The 25661-nt window shown below is 72.3% G+C and carries 23 protein-coding genes and 1 pseudogene; 14 read left to right on the forward strand and 10 right to left on the reverse strand.

Features of this window, described 5'->3' with window-relative positions; all coding sequences use genetic code 11:
• Positions 1-82 precede the first annotated feature (82 nt).
• Both pyrE and ACZZ0J_RS15445 read left to right on the forward strand, forming a co-directional pair.
• Positions 83-634, forward strand: a complete 552-nt coding sequence (gene pyrE / locus ACZZ0J_RS15440) for an orotate phosphoribosyltransferase (RefSeq protein WP_071404348.1) — start codon at positions 83-85, stop codon at positions 632-634.
• 76 nt (positions 635-710) lie between these two features.
• Positions 711-2822 carry a septum formation family protein gene (locus tag ACZZ0J_RS15445; RefSeq protein ID WP_463437600.1) on the forward strand — a complete coding sequence of 704 codons (2112 nt, stop codon included), beginning with the start codon at positions 711-713 and terminating at the stop codon, positions 2820-2822.
• Positions 2823-3011: 189 nt separating this feature from the next.
• Here ACZZ0J_RS15445 and ACZZ0J_RS15450 read toward each other — a convergent pair whose 3' ends face one another.
• A complete protein-coding gene (locus tag ACZZ0J_RS15450) occupies positions 3012-3965 on the reverse strand; it encodes an aldo/keto reductase (RefSeq protein ID WP_463437601.1) in 954 nt (317 codons plus the stop codon).
• A 111-nt stretch (positions 3966-4076) separates the two neighbouring features.
• Between ACZZ0J_RS15450 and ACZZ0J_RS15455 the strand changes: the two genes are divergently transcribed.
• Positions 4077-4721, forward strand: a complete 645-nt coding sequence (locus ACZZ0J_RS15455; protein ID WP_463437602.1) for a HEAT repeat domain-containing protein — start codon at positions 4077-4079, stop codon at positions 4719-4721.
• A 206-nt stretch (positions 4722-4927) separates the two neighbouring features.
• Here ACZZ0J_RS15455 and ACZZ0J_RS15460 read toward each other — a convergent pair whose 3' ends face one another.
• Positions 4928-5386, reverse strand: coding sequence for a metal-dependent transcriptional regulator (locus ACZZ0J_RS15460; RefSeq protein WP_463438204.1), 459 nt, complete (start codon positions 5384-5386; stop codon positions 4928-4930).
• Complete coding sequence (locus tag ACZZ0J_RS15465) at positions 5365-5616, reverse strand: metal-dependent transcriptional regulator (protein WP_463437603.1); 252 nt, start codon at positions 5614-5616, stop codon at positions 5365-5367. Before ACZZ0J_RS15465 ends, ACZZ0J_RS15460 begins: the two co-directional genes overlap by 22 nt.
• Positions 5617-5653: 37 nt before the next feature.
• Here ACZZ0J_RS15465 and ACZZ0J_RS15470 point away from each other — a divergent pair, with 37 nt between their 5' ends.
• From ACZZ0J_RS15470 to ACZZ0J_RS15480, 3 genes are all read left to right on the forward strand, one after another.
• On the forward strand, positions 5654-6544 hold the full coding sequence (locus tag ACZZ0J_RS15470; RefSeq protein ID WP_214547634.1) for a CPBP family intramembrane glutamic endopeptidase: 891 nt from the start codon (positions 5654-5656) through the stop codon (positions 6542-6544).
• Positions 6545-6646: 102 nt separating this feature from the next.
• Entirely contained in the window at positions 6647-8479 is a 1833-nt protein-coding gene (locus tag ACZZ0J_RS15475) for a phosphatase PAP2 family protein (protein WP_463437604.1), read from the forward strand.
• Between the two features lie 138 nt (positions 8480-8617).
• Positions 8618-9502, forward strand: coding sequence for a L,D-transpeptidase family protein (locus tag ACZZ0J_RS15480; protein WP_463437605.1), 885 nt, complete (start codon positions 8618-8620; stop codon positions 9500-9502).
• A gap of 15 nt (positions 9503-9517) precedes the next feature.
• Here the strand turns inward: ACZZ0J_RS15480 and ACZZ0J_RS15485 are convergent, their stop codons facing one another.
• Both ACZZ0J_RS15485 and ACZZ0J_RS15490 read right to left on the reverse strand, forming a co-directional pair.
• On the reverse strand, positions 9518-10330 hold the full coding sequence (locus ACZZ0J_RS15485) for a methyltransferase domain-containing protein (protein ID WP_214547637.1): 813 nt from the start codon (positions 10328-10330) through the stop codon (positions 9518-9520).
• A gap of 2 nt (positions 10331-10332) precedes the next feature.
• Positions 10333-11130, reverse strand: coding sequence for an HAD-IIA family hydrolase (locus ACZZ0J_RS15490; RefSeq protein WP_463437606.1), 798 nt, complete (start codon positions 11128-11130; stop codon positions 10333-10335).
• A gap of 182 nt (positions 11131-11312) precedes the next feature.
• Here ACZZ0J_RS15490 and ACZZ0J_RS15495 point away from each other — a divergent pair, with 182 nt between their 5' ends.
• Together ACZZ0J_RS15495 and ACZZ0J_RS15500 are read left to right on the forward strand one after the other, a co-directional pair.
• The gene (locus ACZZ0J_RS15495) at positions 11313-11999 is read left to right on the forward strand and encodes a TetR/AcrR family transcriptional regulator C-terminal domain-containing protein (protein ID WP_214547638.1); all 687 of its coding nucleotides are present in this window, start codon (positions 11313-11315) and stop codon (positions 11997-11999) included.
• Positions 12000-12072: 73 nt separating this feature from the next.
• Positions 12073-12720 (forward strand): TrmH family RNA methyltransferase, encoded by a 648-nt coding sequence (locus ACZZ0J_RS15500; RefSeq protein WP_123340079.1) that lies wholly within the window; start codon positions 12073-12075, stop codon positions 12718-12720.
• Positions 12721-12811: 91 nt separating this feature from the next.
• On the opposite strand, the pseudogene ACZZ0J_RS15505 reads toward ACZZ0J_RS15500, so the two are convergent.
• Positions 12812-13872: pseudogene (locus ACZZ0J_RS15505) on the reverse strand (LacI family DNA-binding transcriptional regulator).
• Positions 13873-14621: 749 nt separating this feature from the next.
• Here ACZZ0J_RS15505 and ACZZ0J_RS15510 point away from each other — a divergent pair.
• Entirely contained in the window at positions 14622-15404 is a 783-nt protein-coding gene (locus tag ACZZ0J_RS15510) for an NAD-dependent epimerase/dehydratase family protein (protein WP_463437607.1), read from the forward strand.
• 11 nt (positions 15405-15415) lie between these two features.
• Positions 15416-15784 carry a hypothetical protein gene (locus ACZZ0J_RS15515; RefSeq protein WP_463437608.1) on the forward strand — a complete coding sequence of 123 codons (369 nt, stop codon included), beginning with the start codon at positions 15416-15418 and terminating at the stop codon, positions 15782-15784.
• An 83-nt stretch (positions 15785-15867) separates the two neighbouring features.
• Here the strand turns inward: ACZZ0J_RS15515 and ACZZ0J_RS15520 are convergent, their stop codons facing one another.
• From ACZZ0J_RS15520 to ACZZ0J_RS15535, 4 genes are read right to left on the reverse strand one after another with little or no spacing between them, the layout of a single operon-like run.
• Positions 15868-16350, reverse strand: coding sequence for a YhgE/Pip family protein (locus ACZZ0J_RS15520; RefSeq protein WP_333924521.1), 483 nt, complete (start codon positions 16348-16350; stop codon positions 15868-15870).
• Positions 16329-17948 carry a YhgE/Pip domain-containing protein gene (locus ACZZ0J_RS15525; RefSeq protein ID WP_463437609.1) on the reverse strand — a complete coding sequence of 540 codons (1620 nt, stop codon included), beginning with the start codon at positions 17946-17948 and terminating at the stop codon, positions 16329-16331. Before ACZZ0J_RS15525 ends, ACZZ0J_RS15520 begins: the two co-directional genes overlap by 22 nt.
• Positions 17945-18706: a P-loop NTPase family protein gene (locus ACZZ0J_RS15530; protein ID WP_463437610.1), complete on the reverse strand. Its 762-nt coding sequence runs from the start codon at positions 18704-18706 to the stop codon at positions 17945-17947. The genes ACZZ0J_RS15525 and ACZZ0J_RS15530 overlap by 4 nt, the downstream gene beginning before the upstream one ends.
• Positions 18703-19368 carry a TetR/AcrR family transcriptional regulator gene (locus ACZZ0J_RS15535; protein WP_463437611.1) on the reverse strand — a complete coding sequence of 222 codons (666 nt, stop codon included), beginning with the start codon at positions 19366-19368 and terminating at the stop codon, positions 18703-18705. The genes ACZZ0J_RS15530 and ACZZ0J_RS15535 overlap by 4 nt, the downstream gene beginning before the upstream one ends.
• A 160-nt stretch (positions 19369-19528) precedes the next feature.
• Here ACZZ0J_RS15535 and ACZZ0J_RS15540 point away from each other — a divergent pair, with 160 nt between their 5' ends.
• The 4 genes from ACZZ0J_RS15540 (at position 19529) to ACZZ0J_RS15555 (ending at position 25496) form a co-directional block, all read left to right on the forward strand.
• Entirely contained in the window at positions 19529-23197 is a 3669-nt protein-coding gene (locus ACZZ0J_RS15540) for a S8 family peptidase (RefSeq protein ID WP_463437612.1), read from the forward strand.
• Between the two features lie 162 nt (positions 23198-23359).
• Complete coding sequence (locus ACZZ0J_RS15545; protein WP_463437613.1) at positions 23360-23524, forward strand: hypothetical protein; 165 nt, start codon at positions 23360-23362, stop codon at positions 23522-23524.
• Between the two features lie 113 nt (positions 23525-23637).
• The gene (locus tag ACZZ0J_RS15550) at positions 23638-24933 is read left to right on the forward strand and encodes an adenylosuccinate synthase (RefSeq protein WP_194648482.1); all 1296 of its coding nucleotides are present in this window, start codon (positions 23638-23640) and stop codon (positions 24931-24933) included.
• A 2-nt stretch (positions 24934-24935) separates the two neighbouring features.
• Positions 24936-25496, forward strand: a complete 561-nt coding sequence (locus ACZZ0J_RS15555; RefSeq protein WP_463437614.1) for an arsenate reductase/protein-tyrosine-phosphatase family protein — start codon at positions 24936-24938, stop codon at positions 25494-25496.
• Positions 25497-25661: the final 165 nt, after the last annotated feature.

The following is a 25661-nucleotide window of genomic DNA, read 5'->3' on the forward strand; positions in this document are numbered from 1 at the left end:
CCGGAGCGTACCGAGGGCTGCTCGGGACGACCCCACAGGACGGGGAGCGCGCTGCGAGTCCGACCGGCTACCCTTGTGCGCTGTGACCGACGCGCGCGAACAGTTGATCCAGTACATCTCCTCCGAAGCGGTGTTCCACGGCGACTTCACCCTGACCAGCGGGAAGAAGGCGACGTACTACATCGACCTGCGGAAGGTCAGCCTGGACCACCGGGTCGCGCCGCTGATCGGCCAGGTCATGACCGAGCTCGTGCAGCAGGTGCCGGACGTCTCGGCCGTCGGCGGACTCACCATGGGCGCCGACCCCATCGCCAGCGCCGTGCTGCACCAGGCCGCCGCACAGGGCCTGACCTACGACGCCTTCGTCGTCCGCAAGGAGCCCAAGGACCACGGCCGCGGCAAGCAGGTCGAGGGCCCGGACCTGAAGGGCAAGCGCGTCGTCGTGCTCGAGGACACCTCCACCACGGGCGGATCGCCGCTCAAGGCTGCCGAAGCGCTCGAGCGTGAGGGCGCGATCATCGCCGCCGTCGCGGTCGTCGTCGACCGCGACACCGGCGCCAAGGAGACCATCGAGGCAGCCGGGTACCCCTACTTCGCGGCCATCGGGTTGGCTGATCTGGGGCTGACCGCGTGAGCGGGAGCGTCCGGACGACGCGCGCGACCCCGAGGACACGGCCGGCCCCGCAGCGGCGGCCGACGGTGCCGACGGGGTGGACGGCCAGGAGGCCCGGCGCGCGTCCGACCCGGACGCTCCGTTCCACGGTCTCCGCAGCGCCGCGGACATCTTCGGCGCCCCGCGTGGCGAGGAGGACTGGCCCTCGCGACGGCAGCGCCGCGAGGCCGAGCGCACCGCTCGCGAGACGGGGGCACCGCTGCCGGAGCCGTTCGAGGCGTCGGCGCCCGAGCCCGAAACCTCCGCACCGGCTGTGCCTGCTCCGACCGCTCCGGACCTGGACGACGCCGCGACGCAGGCGATTTCGATGCCCGAGCAGCTGTCGGCGCCGTCCGAGAGCCCGGACGCCGCCGCCGAGCACGAGCGCTCCACCCTGCACGACCGCATCCCGCCGGCCGCCGTCGTGCCGCCGAACCCCACCGCGCCGCACCCCTCGTCGATCGTGCTCCCGACCGCGCAGACCCACCGCGACGAACGCGCCGCGGCGTCGCAGGCCATCGAGGACGAACGTCGCCGCGTCGACCCGTTCGGCGAGGGCCGTGCCGACGTCGACTGGCTCGGCCGTGCGACCGGGTCCGGCGCACCCGTCCCGCCCACCGGGCCCGTGGCACACCAGCCGCTCGGCGTCGAGAACGTGCTGCCCCCGTCCGAGGAGCCGCCGAGCTTCACCGACCTGCTCCGGATCACCGGCACGGGGCCCGTGCCCACGCAGGGCGCCGGACCGGACCGGCCGTTCGACTGGGCCATCCGCGACGACGAGACCGGCGAGGTCCCGACGACCCTGACCGGCGACTCGTTCGACACGACGGCGTTCGGTGACGGCGGTTCGTGGTCGTTGGCGGACGAGACCGAGACCGAGGCCGAGGTCGTCTCGGGCGAGGTCGACACCCCGGTCGACGGGGTGCCGCAGGCGCGTCGGACGTTCCCGGTGCCCCCGGCCGTGCCGGGTGCCGTCCCGCCGGCCGTCGTGCCGCCTGCTGCTGCCGCTCCTGCTCCTGCTCCTGCTGCTGTTCCTGCTCCTGCTCCTGCGGCGCCGACCGAGGCACTGGACGTGCGTCCGGAGCCCGCCGCCGGTGACGGGGCGGAGTCGGGGACGGGCCTCCCGGAGGACGCGGCGACCACCGCGCTGCCGGCCGCCGCTGCTCCGCCGCTCGTCGAACCCGCTGCGTCGCCCGCGTCCCCAGCGCACCTGCCGCCTGCGGTGGGGCACGACCTGGACGCCGTGCTCGGCCTGCGCGGGGACGACACGGGGGCGCAGCCCACGGCGTTGCCGGCCGCTGCGCCGGACGACCTGGACCAGTCCGAGTGGGACGGCCGCGAGACCAGCGACACGAGTGCGATCAAGGACTTGTTCGGCACCGAGGCCGTCGGGCAGCTCGGCGGCACGGGGTACGACCCGGAGGACACCGGGACGCGGATGATGCCGACGGCCGCGGTGCCGTCAGCTGTTGTTCCGTCTTCCACGTCCGCCGCCGCGTCGACCGGCGAGCGCGACAACTTCATCAACCAGGGGGCGGCGCGCCTGCGGAGCGAGGGCAAGCGCGGCAAGCAGCTGCTCGTCTACGGCTCGATCGCCCTGATCGTCGTGCTCATCGTGCTGGTGTTCCTGCTGTCGAAGTGGATCCTCGGCAACAACATCTCCGACCAGGAGATCGCACCGACGAAGTCACCGGTGGCAGCGTCATCGGCTCCGGCGACTCCCTCGGCTGCGGCGTCTGCCGCTCCCTCGGACGAGGCCGCTGCTCCGGCTGCCACGCTCCAGTTCGCCACCACGCCGGCGCTGCCGGGCGAGCACGCCTGGACCGACCTGGCCGGCGGGGAGTGCCTGTCGCCGTTCACCAACGCCTGGGCGCAGAGCTTCACGGTCGTCGACTGCGCGACGCCGCACATCGGGCAGCTCACCGCACGGATCGCGGTCGACGGGGATGCGTACCCGGGGGCCGAGACCCTCGCGACGCAGGCCGCCGACCAGTGCCAGTCGGACGCGGCGCTGAACGCCTCGGCGGCTGCGGCCGTCGGGGACGTGCAGGTGCAGGGGTCGTACGCGCCGGATCAGGCGACGTGGGACCAGGGCGACCGGTTCATCTCGTGCTTCGTGACGCGGTCGTCGGGGCAGGAGCTCACGGCGTCGTTGGCGCCGGGGGCGTAGGGCTGCGGCTGCGGCGGGCGGCGGCTGCGGCGGGCTGGTGGGGCGGTCGACGTGGAACGACACCGTCGACGTCGTACGACATCGATCTCGTCGCTCGTTGCGCGCCGGTGATGCCCGCGTGCGCAACGAACGACATCCCCGACGTCGTGCGACGTCGGGGATGTCGTTCGGGGTCGAGGTATGCGCGGGTCAGGCGGCCGCGGGGACCTTCGCCGACACGTCGGACAGGGTCTGCAGCTCGTCGTCGCTGAGCTCGAGCTCCGCCGAGGCCAGGAGCGCCGGCAGCTGCTCGGTGTTGCGGGCGCTGGCGATCGGTGCGACGACGTCCGGCTGCGCCTGCAGCCACGCCAGGGCGACGGTCGCGAGCTCGGTGTCGCGGGCCTCAGCGATGGTGGACAGGGCGTCGACCACGGCGAGCCCCTCGTCGTTGAAGTAGCCCGAGACCTGGCCCTCGCGGTCCTTGCCGGCGAAGTCCTCCTTCGAGCGGTACTTGCCGGTCAGGAACCCGGCGGCGAGTGCGAAGTACGGCACGACGCCGACGCCGTGCGCGTGGGCGAGCGGCGCGATCTCGGACTCGTACGGCTCGCGGGTGACGAGGTTGTAGTGCGGCTGGATCGCGACCGGCTGCGCGAGGCCGTTCTCGGTCGCGATGCGGATCCACTCCTCGGCGCGGTCCTTCGAGTAGTTCGAGATCGCGGTGTAGCGGACGATGCCGTCCTTCACGAGCTGGTCGAAGGCGCGGACGGTCTCCTCGAGCGGGGTCGACTGGTCGTCGAAGTGCGCGTAGTAGAGGTCGATCCGGTCGGTGCCGAGGCGCTGCAGGCTGGCACGGGCGGCAGCGGCGACGGTGTCCGCGCCGAGGCCCTGGAACTGCGGGTGCTGCGAGCCCTTCGTGGCGATGACGACGTCGTCACGCTTGCCCGAGGCCGCGAGCCACGAACCGATCACCCGCTCGGACTCGCCGCCCTCGTTGCCGGGGGCCCACGCGGAGTACACGTCGGCGGTGTCGATGAAGTCGCCGCCCGCCGCGGTGTAGGCGTCGAGCACCTGGTGGGAGGTCGACTCGTCCGCCGTCCACCCGAAGACGTTGCCGCCGAGGGCGAGGGGGAACACGTGGAGGTCGCTGGTACCGATGCGGGGCATACGGGGGTCCTTTCGTGGTCGGGCGAGCGGTCCTCGATGCGAACCGCTCCTCGGCCGACGCTATGCCCCGAGGCTTGACACGGCCCCGGTGGCAGCGGGTTGCATGGACCCATGACCGCACTCACCGATGCCCTCGCCGACCCCCGTTCCTCGGTGCGGCTGCAGGCCGTGATGGCCGCCGGGACCACCCCGGAGGCGGCCGACCTCGACGTGCTCGTCGAGCAGTGCGCCGTCGAGCCGGACTTCTTCGTCCGCGACATGCTCACCTGGGCGCTGACCCGGCACCCGTCGGCCGACGTCGTCGCGCGGGTGGTCCCGTCGCTCACCCGTTCCGAGCCGCAGGCCCGCAGCCAGGCGTTGCACACCCTGTCGAAGGTCGGCGACCCGTCGGCGTGGCCGTCGGTGCGCCCGCTGCTCGCCGACCACGACGACGAAGTGCTCCGCGCCGCCTGGCGGACCGCCGTCGCACTCGTGCCCGACGACGAGCGGGCCGACCTGGCCCGGACGTTGGCGGTGCAGCTCGGGGTCGGTCCGCGCGAACGGCGGCTCAGCCTGTCGCGGGCACTGGTCGGGTTGGGCGAGGAGACGGTGGCGCCGGTGCTCGCGGCGGCTGCCGGCCGGGGCTCCGACGCCGTGCGGGACCACGTCGCCGACACGGAGCGGCTGTTGCACGACCCGGACGCGGCGTCCGCGCTCGCTCTCGAGCGGGCTCGGCGCGAGGTGGCGCTCGGCCGGACCCGGTCTGCCAAGGGGTGAGCGCGGCCGTGGACGACACCGGCTGACGGACGGGAGGCCCGTGGCGACGCCGCCACGGGCCTCCCGTCCGTCACTGGCTGGGCTGGGGTCGGCTGCCGGGCTCGCGTGAGGTTCCACGACATGCCGTCGGTTCGTCGCCGAGGTTCCACGGAGGGCCCTGAGCGCGCCGAGGTTCCGAGATTTCGGAACCTCAGCGGGAGCGGGCGTCAGTCGGCGTCGGGGGCGAGCCAGATCGCGGTCGCGGCGGCGGCGGGCAGGTCGACGAGCGCCTCGGCGCCGTCGGCCCCACGTCGGGAGACCGCGATGACGCCGGCGTAGTCCCGCACCCGCTCGACCCGCAGGTGGGTGCCGAGGCCGACCCCGAGCTCGTCGAAGTACCGCAGCAGCGAGGGGTCGTCGTCGGACACCCGGTCGACGGTGCCGCACGCACCGGGCTCGATCGCACCGAGCAGCGTGCCGAGCGTGGCGGGCACGGTGCCGTCCGCGGCGGGGATCGGGTCGCCGTGCGGGTCGTGCGTCGGGTGCCCGAGGTCGGCGTCGACCCGGTCGAGGAACCGCTCCGACACCGCGTGCTCGAGCGCCTCGGCCTCGGTGTGGACCTCGTCCCAGGTGTAGCCGAGGCGGGACACCAGGAACGACTCGATCAGCCGGTGCCGTCGGACCATCGCCACGGCGACCTGGTGCCCGAGGGGGTGAGCACGACGCCGTAGTACGGGGTGTGCTCGATGAGGCCGTCGCGGTCGAGCTTCTTGAGGTTGCCGGACACCGTCGAGGCCGACACCTTCAGCGTCGCCGCGATGTCCCGCGTGGCCAGTCCGGCGCCACCGCGCTCCCCGGCCTTCCAGATGAGCTTGACGTAGTCCTCGGCCATGGTCGACAACGAGGGCAGGCGCATACCGCCAATCGTACGGCTGCACTGGTACAACCGGGACGTGCACCAACCCCGTCGCCGCCGCTGGCCGGTCCCGCCCTCGCTGCTCATCGGCCTCGCGCCGCTCGTGGTGTTCGCGGCGATCAGCGCGTGGCGGTCGCGCCCGAGCGACGACTACCCGACCCTCGGCCAGACGGTGGACAGCGTCGTCCGGTCGTTGGTCGTCCCCGAGGGCATCGCCGCCGTCGCACTCGCCGTGGTCGTCACGGGACTCGGGTGGTGGCGGATCGCGACCGTCGACCGCACCCGGACACCGCTGCGCTGGGCGGCGCTGGCTCCGGCTCTGGTCCTGGTGGTGTGCGTGGTGCGCCTGCCGTTCATCGACTGGGCAGCGTTGCCCGTGCGCTACTTCCTGCTGCTCACCGTCGGGGTGCTGTTCGTCGGGGTGTTCGAGGAGCTGATGGCCCGGGGAACGCTGCTGGTCGGGCTCCGGCGCCGGGTGCCCGAGTTCGGCGTGTGGGCGCTGTCGTGCGTGCTGTTCGGGCTGCTGCACCTGCTCAACGCGCTCGCCGGGGCCGGCATCGGACCGACGCTGGTCCAGGTCGTGTTCGCGGCGTCGTTCGGCTCCACGCTCTACGTCGCTCGCCGGGTGACCGGGTCACTGCTCGTGCCGGTGCTGCTGCACGCGTTCTGGGACTTCGGGTCGATCGGGTACTCCGCGACCGCCGATCCGTCGGACACCGGTCGGCTCGTGGGCCTCGGGCTGATCGGCCTGTTCTCGTTCCTGGTGCTGGCGTTCGGGATCGTCGCGGGCGGCATGGTCGCGTGGCGCGACGACCGTCCGCGTCGCCTGGCGAAGCGGTGGCGTTCGGTGCCGCCGATGGCGGCGTTCGCCCTGGAGGCCCGTGGCTTCGAACCCGCACAGCCTGCGGTCCGGTTCACCTCGCGGTAGACACCCGTTCGCGCGCTGGCAACCGCCTCTCCCTACCGTCGTGGTGATTCCAAGTCGGTACCAAGAGAGGAGCGCCGCTCGGTCCCCGAGCGGCCACCACACATGCGCAGAACCGCTGTCCGCGGGGTGACCGTCGCCGTCGCCGCGACCGCACTCGTGCTCGGGACACCCCTCGTCGCCCAGGCGGCCACGACGTACCCGAGCGACTCCGCCAAGCCCGACCTCGTCTCGCTGCTGAGCGGGTACGACCAGTTCTGGACGTCGAGCGGCGCCAACGACCTGCACGGCACGGTCGTCGACCCGGCCACGCTGGCGAAGAACGACCAGCTGACCTCGTGGATCAACCAGAACGCCACCGCGGCGCAGCAGTTCACCGCGCTGCAGGACTCCGAGTACCAGAACGCCACGAACACCGCCTACGACCAGTCCTCCACGGTCGCGCAGGGGCTCGGCGACGTGCTCGAGAAGGCGTACGTGCAGGGCCGGCTCGACGGCGCCCTGCCGTTGACGAGCGCGGTCATCAACAGCTCGAACGGCAGCACCGGAGCGTACGTGAGCACCGGCACCGCGAAGGCCCACTACAGCTACCCGCGCCCCTACCTGCCCGCGACCTCCACCGCGACGCTCCCCGCGACCGACGACCAGACCGGCTGCGCCCCCGCGACGGTGAACGCCTCGTCGGTCTCCACCAACCGCGCCGGCAAGGCGTGGGCATCGGCCGACGGCACGCTCGACATCACCCGCGTCCCGGTCGCCACGGACACCACGCACGAGTTCTCGCCGAACGACGTCGTCCTCGACGCCGGCTACGGCACCGCGGGCATCTGCACCGGCGGCTCGTACCCCAGCGGACACACCACCACCGCGTACCAGGCCGGCATCACCCTGGCGACGCTCGTCCCCGAGCTCGCGCCGGAGATCCTCGCCCGCACGTCGGAGAACGGCAACGACCGCATCGTCCTCGGCGTGCACTACCCGCTCGACATCATGGGTGGGCGCATCGACGGCGAAGCCGCCCTCGCAGCCCGCTGGTCGGACACCCAGTACCGCACCGACGTGCTCGAGCCCGCTCGCGCCGAGCTCGTGCGGTACCTCGAGCAGCAGTGCGGCGACACCCTGGCGAACTGCATCGCCGAGGAGAAGCCCTACACGAACAACCCCTACGGCGGGAAGGCGATCCCCGGCGGCACAGCCCAGATCGTCACCGACCGTGCCTCGGCCGTGCGGGTCTACCAGGAGCGCATGACCTACGGCTTCGCGAAGACCGGGACCGCCGGCCAGGCGCCCTCCGTCCCCACCGGCGCGGAGAACCTGCTCCGCACCACGTTCCCGACGCTGACGGACGCCCAGCGCACGTCGGTACTCGCCCAGACGGAGATCGACTCGGGCTACCCGCTCGACCAGACCGGCACGGCGAACGGCTCGTGGGAGCGACTCGACCTCGCAGCCGCGACGAGCGCGACCGTGTCGGTCGCCACCGACGGTGCCGTGGAGGTCCTGTCGACCGGCGGCGCCGCGCGGGTGCTGACCGGTGTCCTCACCGCCCCGCACGGTTCGTCGGTCGCAGCCGGGTCGAAGCTGGCGCTGGCCGGCACGGGCTTCACCGCCGGTACGACGCTGTCCGTCGTCCTGCACTCCGACCCCGTCACGGTGGGCACCCTGACCGTCGCCGCCGACGGCACGGTCGCCGGCACCGTGACGATCCCCGCCGGCACCGCCACCGGTGCGCACACGGTCGACCTGGTCGCCAGCACGGGCGACTCGGTGCTGGCCGCACCACTCGCCATCACCGTCACTCCGGCGGCGGCCGGCGGAACGGGAACGGGAACCGGCACCGGCGGGACGGGCACGGTCGGGACGGGCACCGGCGTGGCGACCGACCCCGGCGCGACCACGGGCGGCACCGGCATCCACCTGCCGGTCGTCAGCGGCTGACCCGGTCGCACCACCGCACCACCGCACAACCGATGCGACCGGCCGGTGCCCGCACCCCGCGGGCACCGGCCCCACCGCTCTCCGCCCTCCTCACCCTTCACCCCGTTCCCCGCTCGCCACCTTCCTCGGAGCCACGTCATGCGCACGCGCACCATCTGGACCACCGCCGGTGCGGCACTCACCGTGCTCGCCGCGGCCGGACTCGTCACGACCGCGCTCCTCGGCAGCGACCGCACCGCCGCCGCACCGGTGACGATCCCGGCACCGGCACCGGCACCGGCACCGGCCACGGCCGCGCCCGCGGTCCCGCACGTCGACGCCGCCGCGGTCGCGACGCTGCCGGAAGCGCAGTACTCCGCCGTCATCGCCGGCCTGGTGCCCTTCGACCGCACCGTGCGGTCGGACACCGTGTTCCACCTGACCGCGGACGCGCCCCTGTTCGGTGCCCACCGCGACCGCCCGGTCGCCCGTCTCGCCGCGCAGGACTTCCTGCGGCAACCGACCACCGTCGTCGGGGTCGAACGCGACGGCGACTGGGAGCTCGTCCTCACCCCTGCCCGCCAGCAGCTGCCGTCAGCCGCGGGGACCACCGGCGCCGCCGCGCAGACCGCGGCGTGGGTGCCGGTGCGCGCGCTCCGGGAGATTGCGACACCGCGCTCCCGGATCGTGATCTCGACGACCGACCAGACCGTGTCCGTCGTGAACGCGGCCGGCACGACCCTGCAGCGCTTCGACGCCGGAGTCGGCACGGCGGACACCCCGACGCCGACGAACGTGACCGGGTACCTCGAGCAGCGCTACGTCGACCCGGCCCAGGGCACGGGGGACCACCCGATCCAGCTCACATCGCTGCACTCGGGCGCCGCCGACGAGCCGTACGGCGGCCACGACGGCGGGCTGATCGGCCTGCACTGGAACGCCACGACCTCCGGCACGGTGTCGCACGGCTGCGTCCGGCTCGACGCCGATGCCGTCGCCGCGGTGAACGCACTGCCGCTCGGCACCCTCGTCACCGTCGAGTGACCCGCCGCTGACCCGTCAGGGTTTGCGGCCGACGGCGAAGACCCGACGGAACGGGTACACCGTGCCGTGGGCGCTCGCCGGGTACGCCTCGCGCAGCGCCACCCGGTACCGCTCGACGTACTCCGCCGTCAGCGCACCGCTCGGGTCGGCGGCGTCGAGGGCAGCCAGTGCCGGTCGCAGCCCGGTGCCGCGCACCCAGTCGAGCACCGGATCCTCGCCCGGCAGCAGCTGCGCGTAGGTCGTCTCCCACGCGCGGGCCGCGAACCCGGCGTCGAGCATGATGCCGAGGTAGCCGGCGGGGTCGAGCACCGGGTCCTCGCGCAGGACGCCGTCGAGCGCGGAGGCCCACGGCCCGGAGGCCCCGATCGACCGCATCAGCGCGTGCGACGGCGACCCGAAGTTGCCCGGCACCTGCATCGCGAACCACGACCCGGACGGCATCGCGTCGAGCCACCGCGGCAGCAGCGCCACGTGCGACGGCACCCACTGCAGCGCCGCGTTCGTCACGACCACGTCGTCGGTCGGCCCGGGCGTCCAGTCCTCGATCGCACCGAGCTCGAACGACAGGTTCGGCAGGCCCGCCAGAGCGGGGTCGGCCGCAGCCGACGCGAGCATCTCCGCCGAGCTGTCGATCCCGACCACCGGCGACGAACGCCACCGCGCTGCCAACGTGGCGGTGAGGGCCCCGGGACCGCAGCCCAGGTCGACGACGCGACGCGGGGCCTCCAGTCCGTCACCGGCCGGCCACGCGACCTGCGCGACCAGGTCGTGGAACGGACGCCCGCGGTCGTCCGCGAACGCGGCGTACCGCGACGGGTCCCAGCGCATCGCTACAGCTCGACCTCGAAGGGGGCGGTGCGCACGAGCTCGTGCACGCCGGAGATGACCTCGCTCGGACGGAACGGGTAGCGGTCGATCTCGCCCTGGTCGCTGATGCCCGTCATGACGAGCACGGTGTGGAGCCCCGCCTCGATGCCGGCCTGCACGTCGGTGTCCATCCGGTCGCCGATCATGCCGGTGTTCTCGGAGTGCGCACCGATGCGGTTCATCGCCGAGCGGAACATCATCGGGTTCGGCTTGCCGACCACGTACGGCTGCTTTCCGGTCGCCTTCTCGATCATCGCGGCGATCGCGCCCGTGGCGGGCAGGACGCCCTCGGCCGACGGGCCGGTGGCGTCGGGGTTCGTGACGATGAAGCGAGCGCCGTCGCGGATCAGGCGGACGGCCTTGGTGATCGCCTCGAACGAGTAGTTGCGGGTCTCGCCGACGACGACGTAGTCGGGGGCGGTCTCGGTCATGATGAACCCGGCTTCGTGCAGGGCGGTGGTCATGCCGGCCTCGCCGATGACGAACGCGGAGCCGCCGGGCATCTGCGACTTGCAGAAGTCGGCAGTGGCGAGGGCGCTCGTCCAGATGCGCTCCTCGGGGACGTGGATGCCGGACCAGCGGAGCCGCGCGCTGAGGTCACGCGGCGTGAAGATCGAGTTGTTCGTCAGGACGAGGAACTCGGTGCCCTCGTCGAGCCACTGCTGGATGAGCTCGGGGGCACCGGGGAGGGCCTGGTTCTCGTGGACGAGCACGCCGTCCATGTCGGTCAGCCAGCACTCGACGTCGTCGCGGGTCGCCATGGCCTCACCCTACTGCGCACGGCCGACGGGCCGGCCCGTCGGACGGGTTCCTTCGAAGGGGCCGGGAGGCGCGGATCGGCTCTTGCGCGTCGCCCACGGACCCGAGATGGTCGAGTCACCGAACGCCACTCGGCTTTGCCCTAGGCTTTTCGGGACACGTACCGAATCAAGGAGAACCCGCCGTGCTCGTCGAACCCGGATCCCCGACCGCCACGCCCCGCCCCGCTGCGGTGCCGGACCTGGTCGACGAGGCGCCGCGACGACGTCGGGGCCGACCCAACGTGCTGAGCCGCGAACAGGTGATCGACGCCGCGACGGCGATCGCGAACGAGGACGGCCTCGACCGCCTGTCGTTCCGTGCGCTCGGGGTGCGGCTCGGCGTCGCGCCGATGACCGTGCACCGGACCATCGGCGGCCTCGACGACCTGCACGGTGAACTCGTCCGTCGCACCGTCGACGAGTTCACCGCCACCTTCGTCTGGCCGGACGAGTGGCACGCGGTGGTGCGCACCTTCGCGACGACGTTCCGCGACCTGATGCGCACCCACCCCCTGGTGCTCGAGTCGCACAGCCGGCGCGGGGCCCTGGTGTCCACCGAGTCCGACGCCGTCGTGGCGAAGGTCGTCGGGGCGCTCCGCTCCGCCGGGCTGCCGGATGCCGAGGCGATGTACGCGTTCTTCGTCGTGTACGACTTCGTGGTGGGGCACACCTCGGTGCAGATCGGGCGGGGCGATGCCGAGGCCGGGCGTCCCGAGCGGCACGCCCTCGTCGGAGAGCTCCTGGGGGAGCACTCGTACGACGCACGCTTCGCGCTCGGGCTCGACGTCCTCATCGCGGGGATCGAGTCGCGCGTCGCCCGCGGCGCCTGACTCCCGCGGCGCCTGGCCTCGGCGCCGCTGTGACCGGGACCTGGTTCCCTGCGCCCGGCCGTACGCTGGTGCGGTGACCACTGCGCCCGAACCGTCGCACGAACTGACGACGAACGGCGTCGGCCCGCATCCGGAACCCTGGCCCGACGACCCACGGCTCGACCCGGAGCTGCTGGCGGCGGGGGACTCGCGGAACGTGCTCGACCACTTCCGGTACTGGTCGATGGACGCCATCGTCGCCGAGCTCGACACCCGCCGGCACGCGTTCGACGTGGCGATCGAGAACTGGCAGCACGACCTGAACATCGGGTCGATCGTGCGGAGCGCCAACGCGTTCCTGGCGGGCACGGTCCACATCATCGGGCGGCGGCGCTGGAACAAGCGCGGTGCGATGGTGACCGACCGGTACCAGCACGTCCGGTACCACCCCGACGTGCAGGCGTTCCTGGTCGCGATGGCCGAGGAGCAGCGCCCGGTGATCGCGATCGACAACACCCCCGGTGCCGAGCGCATCGAGACCGCGGCGATCCCGGAGCGGTGCGTGTTCCTGTTCGGTCAGGAGGGTCCCGGGCTCACCGACGAAGCGGTGGCCGGGGCGTCCGGGCACCTGGAGATCACGCAGTTCGGGTCGACGCGGAGCATCAACGCCTCGGCCGCGGCTGCGATCGTCATGCACTCGTGGATCGTGCAGCACGCGGCGCCTGCCGACGCGACTTCCTGAGCAGAAATGGTCGGGTACGGGCCCCGGACCCGACCATTCCTGCTCACGAAGCGGGCGTGAGGGACGCGGGACGGGCCTCCCACCAGCCGCGTCAGCGCGGGGCGGTCGTGCGGCGGGCGACCAGGCGGGGCTCGACCAGGGACTCGGTGGCGGCCAGCCCCGGGTCGGCGATGCGGGCGAGCAGGCGCTCGCCGGCGCCGCGGCCGATCTCGACACTGCGGTCGTCGATGCTCGTCAGGCCGACGTAGCGCGTGGCGGCGACGGGGGTGTCGTCGTAGCCGATGACGGAGACGTCCTCGGGGACCCGGAGTCCGCGTTCGGCGAGTTCGGACAGTGCTCCGAGGGCCATCACGTCGTTGGCGGCGAACACCGCGGTGACGTCGGGGTGCTCGTCGAGCAGGGCGCCGAGGGCGCGGGATCCGGCCTCTTCGGTGGGTTCGCCGGGCAGGACCACGACGGCGACCGTCGCGCGGCCGCCCGCCGCTGGCGCCCCGGCTGCCGCGCCCTCGAACCCTGCGCGGCGTTCCTTCGACGCCGCCGAGCTCGCCCCACGAAGCCGAGCCGCGTGTGGCCCAGCGCGAGCAGGTGCTCCGCGGCCATCCCGCCGCCGGCCCGGTCGTCGTTCGCCACGGTGTCCGCGCGGGGGATCGACACACGCCCACCGGCGATGACGACGGGCATCGACGCCGGGATCGCCAGGTCGGTGTCGGGCTCGCCAGCGATGACGATGCCCTCGACGCGCATGGACAGGAAGCCCTCGACCGGCGAGGCGTCGAGCCCCGTGTTGAGGAACCGGTCCGCGACGACGAGACGGTGGCCCTGGTCCTGCAGGGCCTCGCGGAGCCCGGTGAGCAGGTCGACGAACCACTGGTTCCGGAAGTCGTCGAGGACCACGCCGACGGTGCGGCTGCGGGTTCCGGCGAGGGACACGGCGGCGGTGGAGGGCCGGTAGTCGAGCTCCTGGATCGCCGTGAGCACGGCGGCCCGGCGCTGGTCACTCACCCGGGGGGAGCGCTGCAGCACCAGGGAGACGAGGACTTCGAGACCCCGGCGCGCGCGGCGACGTCGTAGATGGTCGCGGGTTTGCCGTCTCCCATGATGCGCTTCGACCTCCGTTGGTTCGTCCGTCGATCGTAGCGGTTGACGTGACATGCGCGGGGTGGGGCGCGGGGCGCGGGGCGCGAGGGTCGGTGCGCTTCGTGAGCAGAAATGGTCGGGTCCGTGGTGCGGACTCGACCGTTTCTGCTCACCAAGTGCAGGTGGTCACTCCTCCACACGGGAGGCCCGGGGCACGTTGTGCACGGAAGGTGCGTTCGCGCGTGTGCACCCTGCGCGGGGGCGCGAGTGTGGACGGCATGCGAGCACGCCCACTTCCACCCCGCCTCCGGTACCGCTCGTTCGACGTCAGGGCCGCTGACCGTGCGGGTGTCGGCCGACAACGACTCCGACGGCGAGACCTGGTCCGGCCGACCCGATCGATCCGCTGGGCGCGGGGACGCCCACCCGACGGCGTCGAACGGATCCGAGGCGTTCCGGCCGATCCTGCTGCCCGGACAGTTCGTCAGCCACCTCTCGGCAGCCGTGCTGTGGGAGCTGCCGCTACCCGTCGGTGCCGCAGGGAAGGTGCACATCACGAGTCTGATCCCCGCCGCCCAACCACGTCGGACCGGAGTCGTCGGACACCGCATCACCGCCGACCGGGCTGCCGTCGCCGAGCGCTGGGGGATGCCCGTGAGCACTCCGGCGGCGATGTGGGTCGACTGCGGTGCGCTCCTGAGCATCGACCAGCTGGTCGCACTGGGCGATGCGATCGTCACGATCCGGCGGTGCGCCACGACGGTCGACGACCTGCGCGGAGCGCTCGACCGGGCCGGGCGCGCGCAGGCGTCCGGAAGCTGCGGGTGGCGCTCGAACTCGTGCGGGTCGGTGCTGGCTCACCGCAGGAGACCCGGGCACGGTTGGCCATCGTGCGCGCCGGGCTGCCCGAACCGAAGCTGCAGGTCGACGTCCTCGACCGGGCCGGGCGGTTCGTGGGGCGCGTCGACATGGCGTACCCGCAGCAGCGCATCGTCATCGAGTACGAGGGGGACCAGCACCGGACGGACGCCGAGCAGTGGGGTCGTGATCTGCGGCGCTACCGCGAGATGGAGCGGCTCGGCTGGGCGGTCGTGCGGTGGACGAAGTCCGACCTGGGCGTGCACGCGGCGGGCGCCGTCGACCACATGAGGGAACTGCTCGCGCGCCGGGGTAGCGTCCGCCGCATGGCGACGCTGCTCATCACCGGGGCCGCAGGACGCATCGGGGCGGCTCTCCGGCCCAGGCTCCTGGCGGCCGGACACGACCTCGTCCTGCTCGACGAACGGACGCCCGACGACCCGGTCGTCGCCGGGGAGCGGTTCGTCTCCGGCTCGGTGAACGACCCCGCTGCGCTGGACGACGCGCTCGCCGGGGTGGACACGGTGGTGCACCTGGCAGGGATCCCGACCGAGGCCGCGTGGGACGACCTGCTCGCGGCGAACCTGACCGGCACGAAGAACGTGCTCGAGCGGGCGGCCGCAGCCGGGGTGCTCCGGGTACTGCTCGCGAGCTCGATCCACGCGGTCGGCCGGGTCCCCGAGCCGCTCGACGAACCGGGCAGCGTGCCGGGCGATCGACTCCGCGGCCGGACACCTACTACGGCGTGACGAAGGCGGGGATGGAACTGCTCGGCAGCCTGTTCGCCGACCGGTACGACATGTCGATCGTCTCGGCGCGCATCGGGGCCTTCGGGAAGCAGCCGTCGTCGTCGCGAGCGCTCCTGATGTGGAGCTCGCCCGACGACTTGGCGCGCCTGGTGCTCGCGACCGTCGACCTGCGCGAACCGGGGCACCACGTCGTGTGGGCGCTGTCGCGGAACACCGGGTCGCCGGCCGACCTGACCGCGGGTGAGGCGATCGGCTTCGTCCCGCGCGACGACGCGTCCCGCGCGCTCGACCCCGACGATCGGGCGGACCTGCCGCCGGAGGACCTGCGGTTCCTCGGCGGCGAGATGGTGTCGTTGCCCCTCGGGCGCGGCACTTCGTGAGCAGAAATGGTCGGGTGGCCTGACGCCACCCGACCATTTCTGCTCACCAAGCGAACCCCGCCCCCGCGCGAACCCGCCCCGCGCTACCCGATCAGGCTCGGGCGCAGGTCGCGCAGCGTGCGGGAGCGGGTCTGCCGCGCCGTGACCACGAAGGACACCAGCAGCGCCCCGAGCAGCCAGCAGAGCAGCACGCCCGCGTCGGACCACGCGGCGCCGAGGTTCCCGCCGTACATCGTCTGCCGGATCGCGTCGACCGAGTACGTCATCGGCAGCGCGAAGTGCAGCGCGGCCAACGGCCCCGGCAGCGTCTGCCACGGGAACGTCCCGCCGGCGGTGACGAGCTGTACGAGCATGAGCACCAGGCCGAGGAACTGTCCCACCGACCCGAGCAGCACGTTGAGCGCCATGATGACCGCCGCGAAGGTCGCCGAGGCGAGCACCATGATCCCGATCGTGCCGCCGACGTGCACCACGTTCAGGTCGAGGGCGAACCGCACGATGAAGAACAGCGCCACCATCTGCACCAGGCCGAGCAGCGCCGGGGTCAGCCAGCCGCCGAACACCACCGCGAGGGCTTCCGCACCGCGGTGATCGCCCGCTTCGAGATCGGCTTGAGGATGAGGAACAGTGCGTACATGCCGATCCAGGCCGCGAGCGAGATGAAGAACGGCGCGAGGCCGGCGCCGTAGTTCGACGCGGCGGCGACGTTGTCGTCCCCGACCTTCACCGGGTCGGAGATGACCGAGGCCTGCGACTCCCGCTCCGAGGCGTTCGACGCGGGGATCTTCGTGCGGCCCTCGTCGAGTGACGCGGCGAGCTTCGCGGACCCGGTCTTGAGCTCGTCCAGCCCGGATGCGAGGGACGAAGCACCCTCGTCGGCGGATGCTGCGCCCGTGGCGAGTGACGAAGCACCTGACGACAGCGTGGGTGCGGCGGACGCGAGCGCAGACGTGCCGGCTGCCACCTGCGAGGCGCCCGACGAGAGCGTGGACGCCCCGGTCGCCGCCGACGCGATGCCGGAGGACAGCTCGGGAGTCGCGGCCGCCAACGACGAGGTACCGGCCGCGACCTGGGCCGATCCGTCGCGGAGCTGGTCCACCGACGACTTCGCGGTGGCGTAGGTCTTCTTCGCCTGTGCGCCCGTGGCGTTCACCTGCGTGACGGCATCCGTGACGGTGGCGGTCAGCGCGGCCTGCTGCTCCTCGGTGAGCTCGACACCCTCGGGCAGGTTGTCGGTGATCCCGGCGAGCACGGTGTCGGCATCGAGCGGCTGCAGTGCGTCGACGTCGGAGCTGTACCCGTCGATCTGGTCGGCGAGCCGCTTGTTGCCGGCGGCGACCTTCTGCGCCCCGTCGTTCAACTGCTGCGTCTGCGACGGCAGCGCAGCGGTCTGCTGCTGTGCGCTGGCCAGCCCGGACGCCAGGGTCGACGCCCCCGACGCCACCTGCTGCGCCCCGCTGTTCAGCTGCTGGGTCTGCGACGGCAGGTCGGCCGTGCCGGACGCGAGCTCCGCTGCGCCGGACGACAGCTTGCCGGTACCGTCGGCGAGCTGGTGCGCACCCTTGTCCGCCTTCGCGGTGCCGGACGCGAGCTCATCGGCCCCGTCCACGGCGTCGCCGAGGCTGTCGCGGACGTCGGCGAGCCCGACGAGCAGGGTCTTCGCCGCCTGCTTGCCGACGCGCTCGGCGACGGCGGTGCGCATGGTCTTGCCCGCCTGCTCGGCGATCGTCGAGGCCAGGTACGAGTTCGTGTCGGCCGTCGTCATGACGAGCTTCGCCTGCGTCGGGTCGTCGGACTGCGCGGACACCAGGTGCTCGGAGAAGTCGTGCGGGATCGTCACGACGAAGTCGTAGGTGCCGTTCCGCACGCCGGAGCGCGCGTCGGCGGCGCTGGTCTTCGTCCACTTGAAGTCGGCGCCGTCGATCGCCTCCTTCGTGACGTCGGTGCCGTAGTCGACCTGGTCGCCGTCGAGGGTGGCCCCGGCGTCGAGGTTCACGATCGCCGCGGGGATCTGGTCGAGCTTGGCGTACGGGTCGCGGTTCGCCCACAGGTACGCGCCGCCGTACAACAGCGGCACGATCATCAGGGCGATGAACGCCAGTCGTGCGAGCGGGGTCGCGGTGAGTCGCGCCAGTTCGGCGCGGACGAGCGAGGTGGTGGTCACGGGGTTGCCTCCGTCGGGACGGTTGCGGATTCTGCGGTGACGGAAGGGCTGGACGGGAGGCCCGGTTCGGTTCCGTCGGACAGGGCCGCGTCGTCGGGACCCTCGGTTTCGGTCGTGTCGATGGTTCCGGTCGTGTCGGTGGTTCCGGTCGTGTCGACGGTGTCGAGCAGCGTCTCGACGGTCGCGGCTGCGGCCTTCGAGGTGACGAGCACGACGGTGACGCCGCGTCGGGCGACGTCGCGGAGGACCGCGAACCACTCCTCGACGGCGCCGCCGTGCCGCTCGGGCGCGGTGACGACGAGGCCGGTGACGCCGTCGCGGAGCAGGGCGAGCTCGACGAGCAGTCGGACGCGCACGGCGGTCGGCACCCGCTGGACCGGGGTGTCGGCGTAGTGCCGCAGGCCGAGTTCCTCGAGCACGGTGTCGACGTGGTCGCGCGAGGGGCGCTGTGCGGCGAACGCGAGCTCCTCGTGCACGATCTGCTTGACGGTCATCACGGGGAAGGGCTCGGCGACGCCCGGGGTGTCGACGAGGGCGAAGGCACGGCGCACGGCGGCGGCGTCCTCGTGCCCGTCGAGCAGCAGCCGCCCGGTGTCGGGCTGCATCCGGCCGCCGGCGACGAGCGAGGCGAGCACGGGGGCCTGCTCGGTCTCGACGGCGACGACCCCTGGGCGTCCGGGTGCGGCGACGGCGGAGACGACGGGCAGTGCCGCGCCGGGCTCCTCGCCGATGCCGACGTGGTCCAGTTCGAGCGTCATGCGGGGTCCTTCACGGGGGAGACAGCGGAGCCGGCGGCCGGGGCCGCGGGTTCGGACAGCAGTGCGGTGCGCCAGTCGATGCCGGCCATGCCGAGCGCCGACAGCACCACCATGCGCCGTCCGGCCTCGTCCGGGGTGCCGGACCGGGTGGCCTCGTCGAGGACGGCGATGCACGCGCCCTCGACCAGACGCCCGAGGGTGGCCGGGTCGACGTCGTCGCGCATGGCGCCCTCGGCGATCCCGAGCGCGCACGCTTGACGGACCTGAGCGCGCAGGGGTGCGAACACCTCGGCGACGGGCTCGGCGAAGGGGCTGCGCACGGCGATCCTGGCCATGGAGCGGACGTGCGAGACCTCGGTCCAGAGCGTCACGGCGATCGCGGCGAGCCGCGCGGCCGGCGGCAGCTCCTGCAGGTCCGAGGTGGTCGGCATGGCCGCGGCGATGCGAGCGGCACCGGAGGTCACGACCTCGCGCACGAGGTCGTCCCGTGACGGGAAATGTCCGTACACCGCGCGGCGCGAGAGTCCGGCGGCCGCGGCGATCGTCTCGATGGAGGCGTCCGGATCGCGTTGCAGGCAGGTCCGTGCCGCGTCGAGGAGGGCTGCCCGGTTCTCGGTCGCGTCGCGGCGGGGTGCGCGTGCGTGGTGGGAAGCAGTGGTCACGAACCCCATCGTAATAACGTGCACACGTGTGTGCAACTTAACAGGAACACCGGCCCTCGAACGGGGGTGTCCCCCAAGTGCGGACTGCCCTTTCTGAATGTAAGCGCATAACTTCACAGCAATCTCATGCGAACCACGGACTGAGCCTGGAGTGCCCTCTTTGAACCGTGCAACACCGAACCACGACCCGAACCCGAACTCCCACCGCATCGCACGCGTCCTGACCGCCGGCATCGCCGCCGTGGCCCTGACGTGCGGCGGCCTCGCAGTCGGGGGCGCGGCCTCCGCAGCTCCGACCGGGGTGTCGGTGGCCGACCTGAAGCTCTCCGCACCGCTGCGTGACGCCAAGCCCACCAAGACCGTCGCCGCCTTCGTGCGCACCACAGGCCAGGGTGCCCTCGAGGTGGACGCCGCCGCGAAGGGCGGTGACCTCGCCAAGTCGCGGACCCAGTCCTCGGCAGCGAAGAGCCGCGTCAAGGCGATCGAGTCGACCACCGCGGCCGTCCGCGCAGCCGTCAAGCGCGCCGACGCCGACTCCACCGAGCTCTACTCGACCGAGTACACCGTCCCCGGTGTCGCGGTCGTCGCCGACGTCTCCGCGCTGCAGGACATCGCGAAGCGCTCCGACGTCGAGAGCATCATCCCGCTCACGCCGAAGAAGATCGTCGAGCCGACGGTCAACGCCGACGCGAGCGCCGCACCGTCCGGTGTGGACCCGAGCCTGGTGAAGCCGGGCGCCGACGGCGTCTCGCCCAAGAACGCCGCGAGCGACGTCTACACGCGCTCGCTCAACGCCTGGCAGCAGACCGGCCACACCGGCAAGGACGTCAACGTCGCCGTCCTCGACACCGGCCTGGACTACACGCAGGCGGACTTCGGCGGACCCGGCACCACCGCGGCCTACCAGCAGGCCCTGGCGAACGCGAGCTCCGGCGCCCCGGACCCCAGCCTGTACGACGCGTCGAAGTTCCTCGGCGGGTACGACTTCGCCGGTGCGACGTACAACGCCGACCCGACCGACCCGGCCTACGACCCGGTGCCGGCTCCGGACGACAACCCGATCGACGGCACGGGCGGCGACCACGGCACGCACGTGTCCGGTTCGATCGCGGGCTACGGCCTGACCGCCGACAAGCAGCAGTTCGACGGCGACTACACCAAGCTCACCACGCAGCAGGTGCAGGACATGTGGATCGGTCCGGGCACCGCGCCCGAGGCGGGCCTCTACGCCCTCAAGGTGTTCGGTGACGGCGGCGGTTCGACCGACGTCACGGGCGCCGCGCTCGACTGGGTGGGCCAGGCGCTCACCGAGGGCAAGGACATCAACGTCCTGAACCTGTCGCTCGGCTCCGACTACGGCGCACCGGACGACCCCGACAACGCCAAGATCGACGCGCTGACCGCACGTGGGGTCCTTCCCGTGATCGCCTCGGGCAACGCCGACGACTTCACCGACATCGGTGGCTCGCCGGGCAACGCCGAGGGTGCGCTCACCGTCGCCGCGAGCGCCACCGGCCAGTCGCTCTACGACGGCGTGCAGGTCACGGCCCCCGCGAACGTCGCGAAGACCTACCGGTCGCAGTACTCGCAGGACTTCACGGGCACGCTGCCGGTCGAAGGTGACGTCGTGGTCCCGACCGCGAACATCGACGGCTGCGCCGCGTTCAGCGCCGCCGACGCCGCGAAGATCGCGGGCAAGGTCGTCTGGCTGAAGTGGACCGACGGCGCCCTCGAGTGCGGCTCCAAGACCCGCTTCGACAACGTCAAGGCCGCCGGCGGCGTCGGCGTCCTGCTGGCGGGCACGATCAACACGTTCGACGGGGGGATCGCCGGAAACGCGACCATCCCCGGAGCCGAGCTGACGCTGGGTGCCGCCACGAGCCTCCAGGCAGCTGCCAAGGCGGGGACCCTGCACGTGCGCTTCGCGGACGAGCTCAAGGCCTTCGAACTCGCCACCGACCCGGAGGCCGTGAACACGCTCGCCGGGTTCACCAGCCGCGGCGTGCACGGTTCGTTCGACGACATCGTCAAGCCGGACATCGCCGGCCCCGGGGTCAACGTGATCTCGGCGGCCAACGGCACGGGTGACGGCCGCATGTCGATGAGCGGCACGTCGATGGCGACGCCGGACGTCGCGGGCATCGCGGCGCTGACCTTCCAGTCGCACCCCGAGTGGAGCGCACCGCAGGTCAAGGCGGCGCTCATGAACACGGCGACGCACGACGTCAAGGACGGCTCGCGATCGGCGACCCTGCTCCGGCAGGGCACCGGACGCGTCGACGCCCTGCAGGCCGTGACCGCCGGCACCACCGTGCGGAGCGTCGAGAACGACCTGCTCGTCACCGCCTCGTTCGGTGTCGTCGAGGTCTCGAGCGCGACGACCGAGAGCCGCACCCTGCAGATCGCGAACACCGACGGCGTCGCGCACACCTACGACGTGGCCTACCAGCCGCAGGTGTCGCAGCCCGGCGTGACGTTCGCGCTCAACACGAAGCGGGTCACCGTCCCGGCGAACCGCACCGCGACGGTGAAGCTCACCTTCACGATCGCCGACCCGACGAAGCTCCGCCGCGTCATCGACCCCACCCAGGAGTCGGTGCAGCAGGGCTACCAGCGCGAGTTCGTCAGCGCCGCCTCGGGCATCGTGGCGTTCACGCCGACCGACACGACCGCGGTGCCGCTGCGCGTCGGTGCGTACCTCGCACCGAAGCCCGTCAGCTCCGTGCAGGGTCGCTCCACCGTCGCCTTCACCGGCCCGGGCAAGTCGGCCGACCTGAAGCTCACGGGGCGCACCGTCGACCAGGGCGGCCTGACGACCGGCTACCACGCCGCCGTCGCACCGTTCGTGCTCGGCGGGACCGACCCGGTCGAGTCGTTCCCGGCCGGCTCGGCGGAGCGCTCGCTGCAGGCGGCGGACATCCGCTCCTACGGCGCGAGCTACGACAAGGCCTCGGACACGATCGCGTTCGGCATCCAGACGGCCGGTCCCGACGCCAACCCCGGCGCCGTGACCAACGTCGAGGTGCTCATCGACACGAACCGTGACGGCGAGCCCGACTACCTGGTCTACAACGCCAAGTCCGCCGCGGTGGACGCGACGTTCGCGACGACGATCGACCTGGCCAAGGCCGCGTCGGACGACCCGGACGTCGACCCGGTCGTCGACGTCCAGCCGCTGAACGGCGGGGCACCCGGCCAGGACGTCAACACCTTCGACAGCTCGGTGAAGGTGCTCACGACCACGGGTGCGCTGATCGGTGCGAAGGGGCCGTTCACCTACTCGGTCCTCACCGAGTCGGCGTACGCCCCGGGTGCCGCGACCACCGGTTCGTCCGTGGTGGACGAGACGAAGAGTGCCTCGTTCGACCCGTCGAAGCCGGCACTGTCCTTCGCGCAGGGCCGCAGCACCGGCGTCCTGTTCGCCGACTCCGGCGCCCTCCGGGTCACCCGAGCGTCGGGTGTTACGAAGGCCACCGTGCTGCTCCTGCACCTCGGCAACGCGTCGGGCAAGCAGGCCGGCACATCGACGATCTCGGTGACCCCGCCCACGCTCGCGCTCGCCGCGGGCAGCAAGGTGACGGTCAGCGGGACGGCGAAGGTCGGCTCGAAGTTGTCGGCCAACCACGGCAAGTGGAGCACGACGAAGGCGACGTACAAGTACCAGTGGCTCCGCGACGGCAAGGTCGTCAAGAAGGCCACCGCTGCGACGTACAAGCTCGGCACGTCCGACGCGGGACACAAGTTCTCCGTCAAGGTGACCGCGCACGCCTCGGGCTACAAGGACGGCACCGCGACGTCCAAGCCGACCGCGAAGGTCGCGCGCAAGTAGCGGCCGCGAGCGCGTCCGCGCGCCGCACACGGTGAGCAGAAGATGTCGGGTCCCGCGTTCGGACCCGACATCTTCTGCTCGCGAAGTAGGTCCGGCAGGCCGCAGACGCGGAATCAGGACAGGTAGTTAGACAAACTAGTTACTCGATGCCAGGGTTGCAGCATGCAGAACACGCTGAGCCAGCTCCGGGCCAACCCGACCGAGTGGCGCCGCCGGAGGCTCACCCCGCCCGACGTCGTCCAGGCGATGATCGAGCAGCGTCTCGCCGAGCCCGGCTACTCGCAGCCCGTCGGCGACCCGTCGTACCAGGACTTCTTCCGCGCCTGAGCGCTGACCGCTTGCATGCGCCAGGTGGCGCGGAGGTGGCCGTCCGATAGACTCGGGTGGACCACCGGCCCGCCTGGTCGCGTGAGGTCCTCCGCCAACGTGAGGAGAACCAGATGCCCGCAGCAGTCATCATCGGAGCCCAGTGGGGCGACGAGGGCAAGGGGAAGGCCACCGACCTCCTCGGCTCCCGCATCGACTACGTCGTGAAGTTCAACGGCGGCAACAACGCCGGCCACACCGTCGTCGTCGGCGGCGAGAAGTACGCGCTGCACCTGCTGCCCTCCGGCATCCTCACGCCCGGCGTCACGCCGATCATCGGCAACGGCGTGGTCGTCGACCTCGAGGTGCTGTTCCAGGAACTCGACGCGCTGAAGGCCCGCGGCGTCGACACCTCGAAGCTGCTCGTGTCGGCGAACGCCCACCTCATCACGCACTACCACCGCACCATCGACAAGGTGACGGAGCGGTTCCTCGGCAAGCGCCAGATCGGCACGACCGGTCGCGGCATCGGCCCGTCCTACGCCGACAAGATCAACCGCGTCGGCATCCGCATCCAGGACATCTTCGACGAGAACATCCTGCGTCAGAAGGTCGAAGCGGCCCTCGACCAGAAGAACCACCTGCTCGTCAAGGTGTTCAACCGCCGCGCGATCGACGCCGAAGAAGTGGTCGAGTCGCTGCTGTCCTACGCCGAGCGCCTGCGTCCGATGGTCGCGGACACCGCCCTCGAGATCCACCGTGCCCTGGAGCGTGGCGACACCGTCCTGTTCGAGGCCGGTCAGGCGACCATGCTCGACGTCGACCACGGCACCTACCCGTTCGTGACGTCGTCGTCGGCGACCGCCGGTGGCGCCGCGACCGGTTCCGGTATCGGCCCGGGCAAGCTCGAGCGCATCATCGGCATCGTCAAGGCGTACACGACCCGCGTCGGTGCCGGTCCGTTCCCGACCGAGCTGTTCGACGAGTCCGGCGAGTTCCTGCGCGCCAACGGCTTCGAGTTCGGCACCACCACGGGCCGTCCGCGCCGCTGCGGTTGGTACGACGCCCCGATCGCCCGGTACACCGCGCGCATCAACGGCGTGACCGACTTCGTGCTCACCAAGCTCGACGTGCTGACCGGGCTGTCGACGATCCCCGTGTGCGTCGCGTACGAGGTGGACGGCGTCCGCGTGGACGAGGTCCCCGTGAACCAGTCCGACTTCCACCACGCGAAGCCCGTGTACGAAGAGTTCCCCGGTTGGACCGAGGACATCACCGGTGCCCGTTCGTTCGAGGACCTGCCGAAGAACGCGCAGGACTACGTGCTGGCGGTCGAGGCGATGTCCGGCGCGCGGATCTCCGCGATCGGTGTCGGTCCGGGCCGCGACGCCATCGTCGTCCGGCACGACCTGCTCGGCGCCGGCGCCTGACGATGCGGGTCCTGTTCGTCTGCAGCGGCAACATCTGCCGTTCGCCGCTCGGCGCGCAGGTCCTGACGGCGCGACTCGGCCCGGACGCTGCGGCGTTCGTGGTCGAGTCCGCCGGCACCATCGCCGACGACGGTGCCGCGATGGACGGCGCCGCCGCGGCGCAGTCCGTCCGGCTCGGCGGTGACCCGTCCGGGCACGGCTCGCGGTACCTGACGGCCGCGATCGTCGAGGAGGCCGACCTGGTGCTGACGGCCGAACGGTCGCACCGCGCGGCCGTGGTGTCGCTCGCTCCCCGGGCGACGAAGCGGGCGTTCACCATCAAGCAGTTCGCGCGGGTGCTCGCGGGGCTCGAGCCCGGTGACCTGGCCGACGTGCACTCGCCCGAGGCGCTGGTCGAACGGGTCGCACGCCTGCGCGGCACCGTCCCGCCGCTGGCCGACCCCGCGGACGACGACGTCGACGACCCCTACCGCCGGTCCGAGGCGACCCACGCTCGGGTCGCGGATGAGATCGACGCCGCGCTCGCGCTGATCGCCGACGCCCTCCGGGCCGCGCTGCGCTGACGCCGCGCTGACTCGCACGGTGCGGGCTTGTTCGTCCGGTGCGAGGTTGGTGGCTCGGTGCGGGGTTGTAGCGGCGCACGGAGCGGTCAACCTCGCACGGGCCGGCGGACACCGCACCGTGCGCCGCGCCGCGCCGCGCCGCGCCGCGCCGCGCCGCGCCACCGC

It is taken from the genome of Curtobacterium sp. AC272 (genome assembly GCF_979258155.1).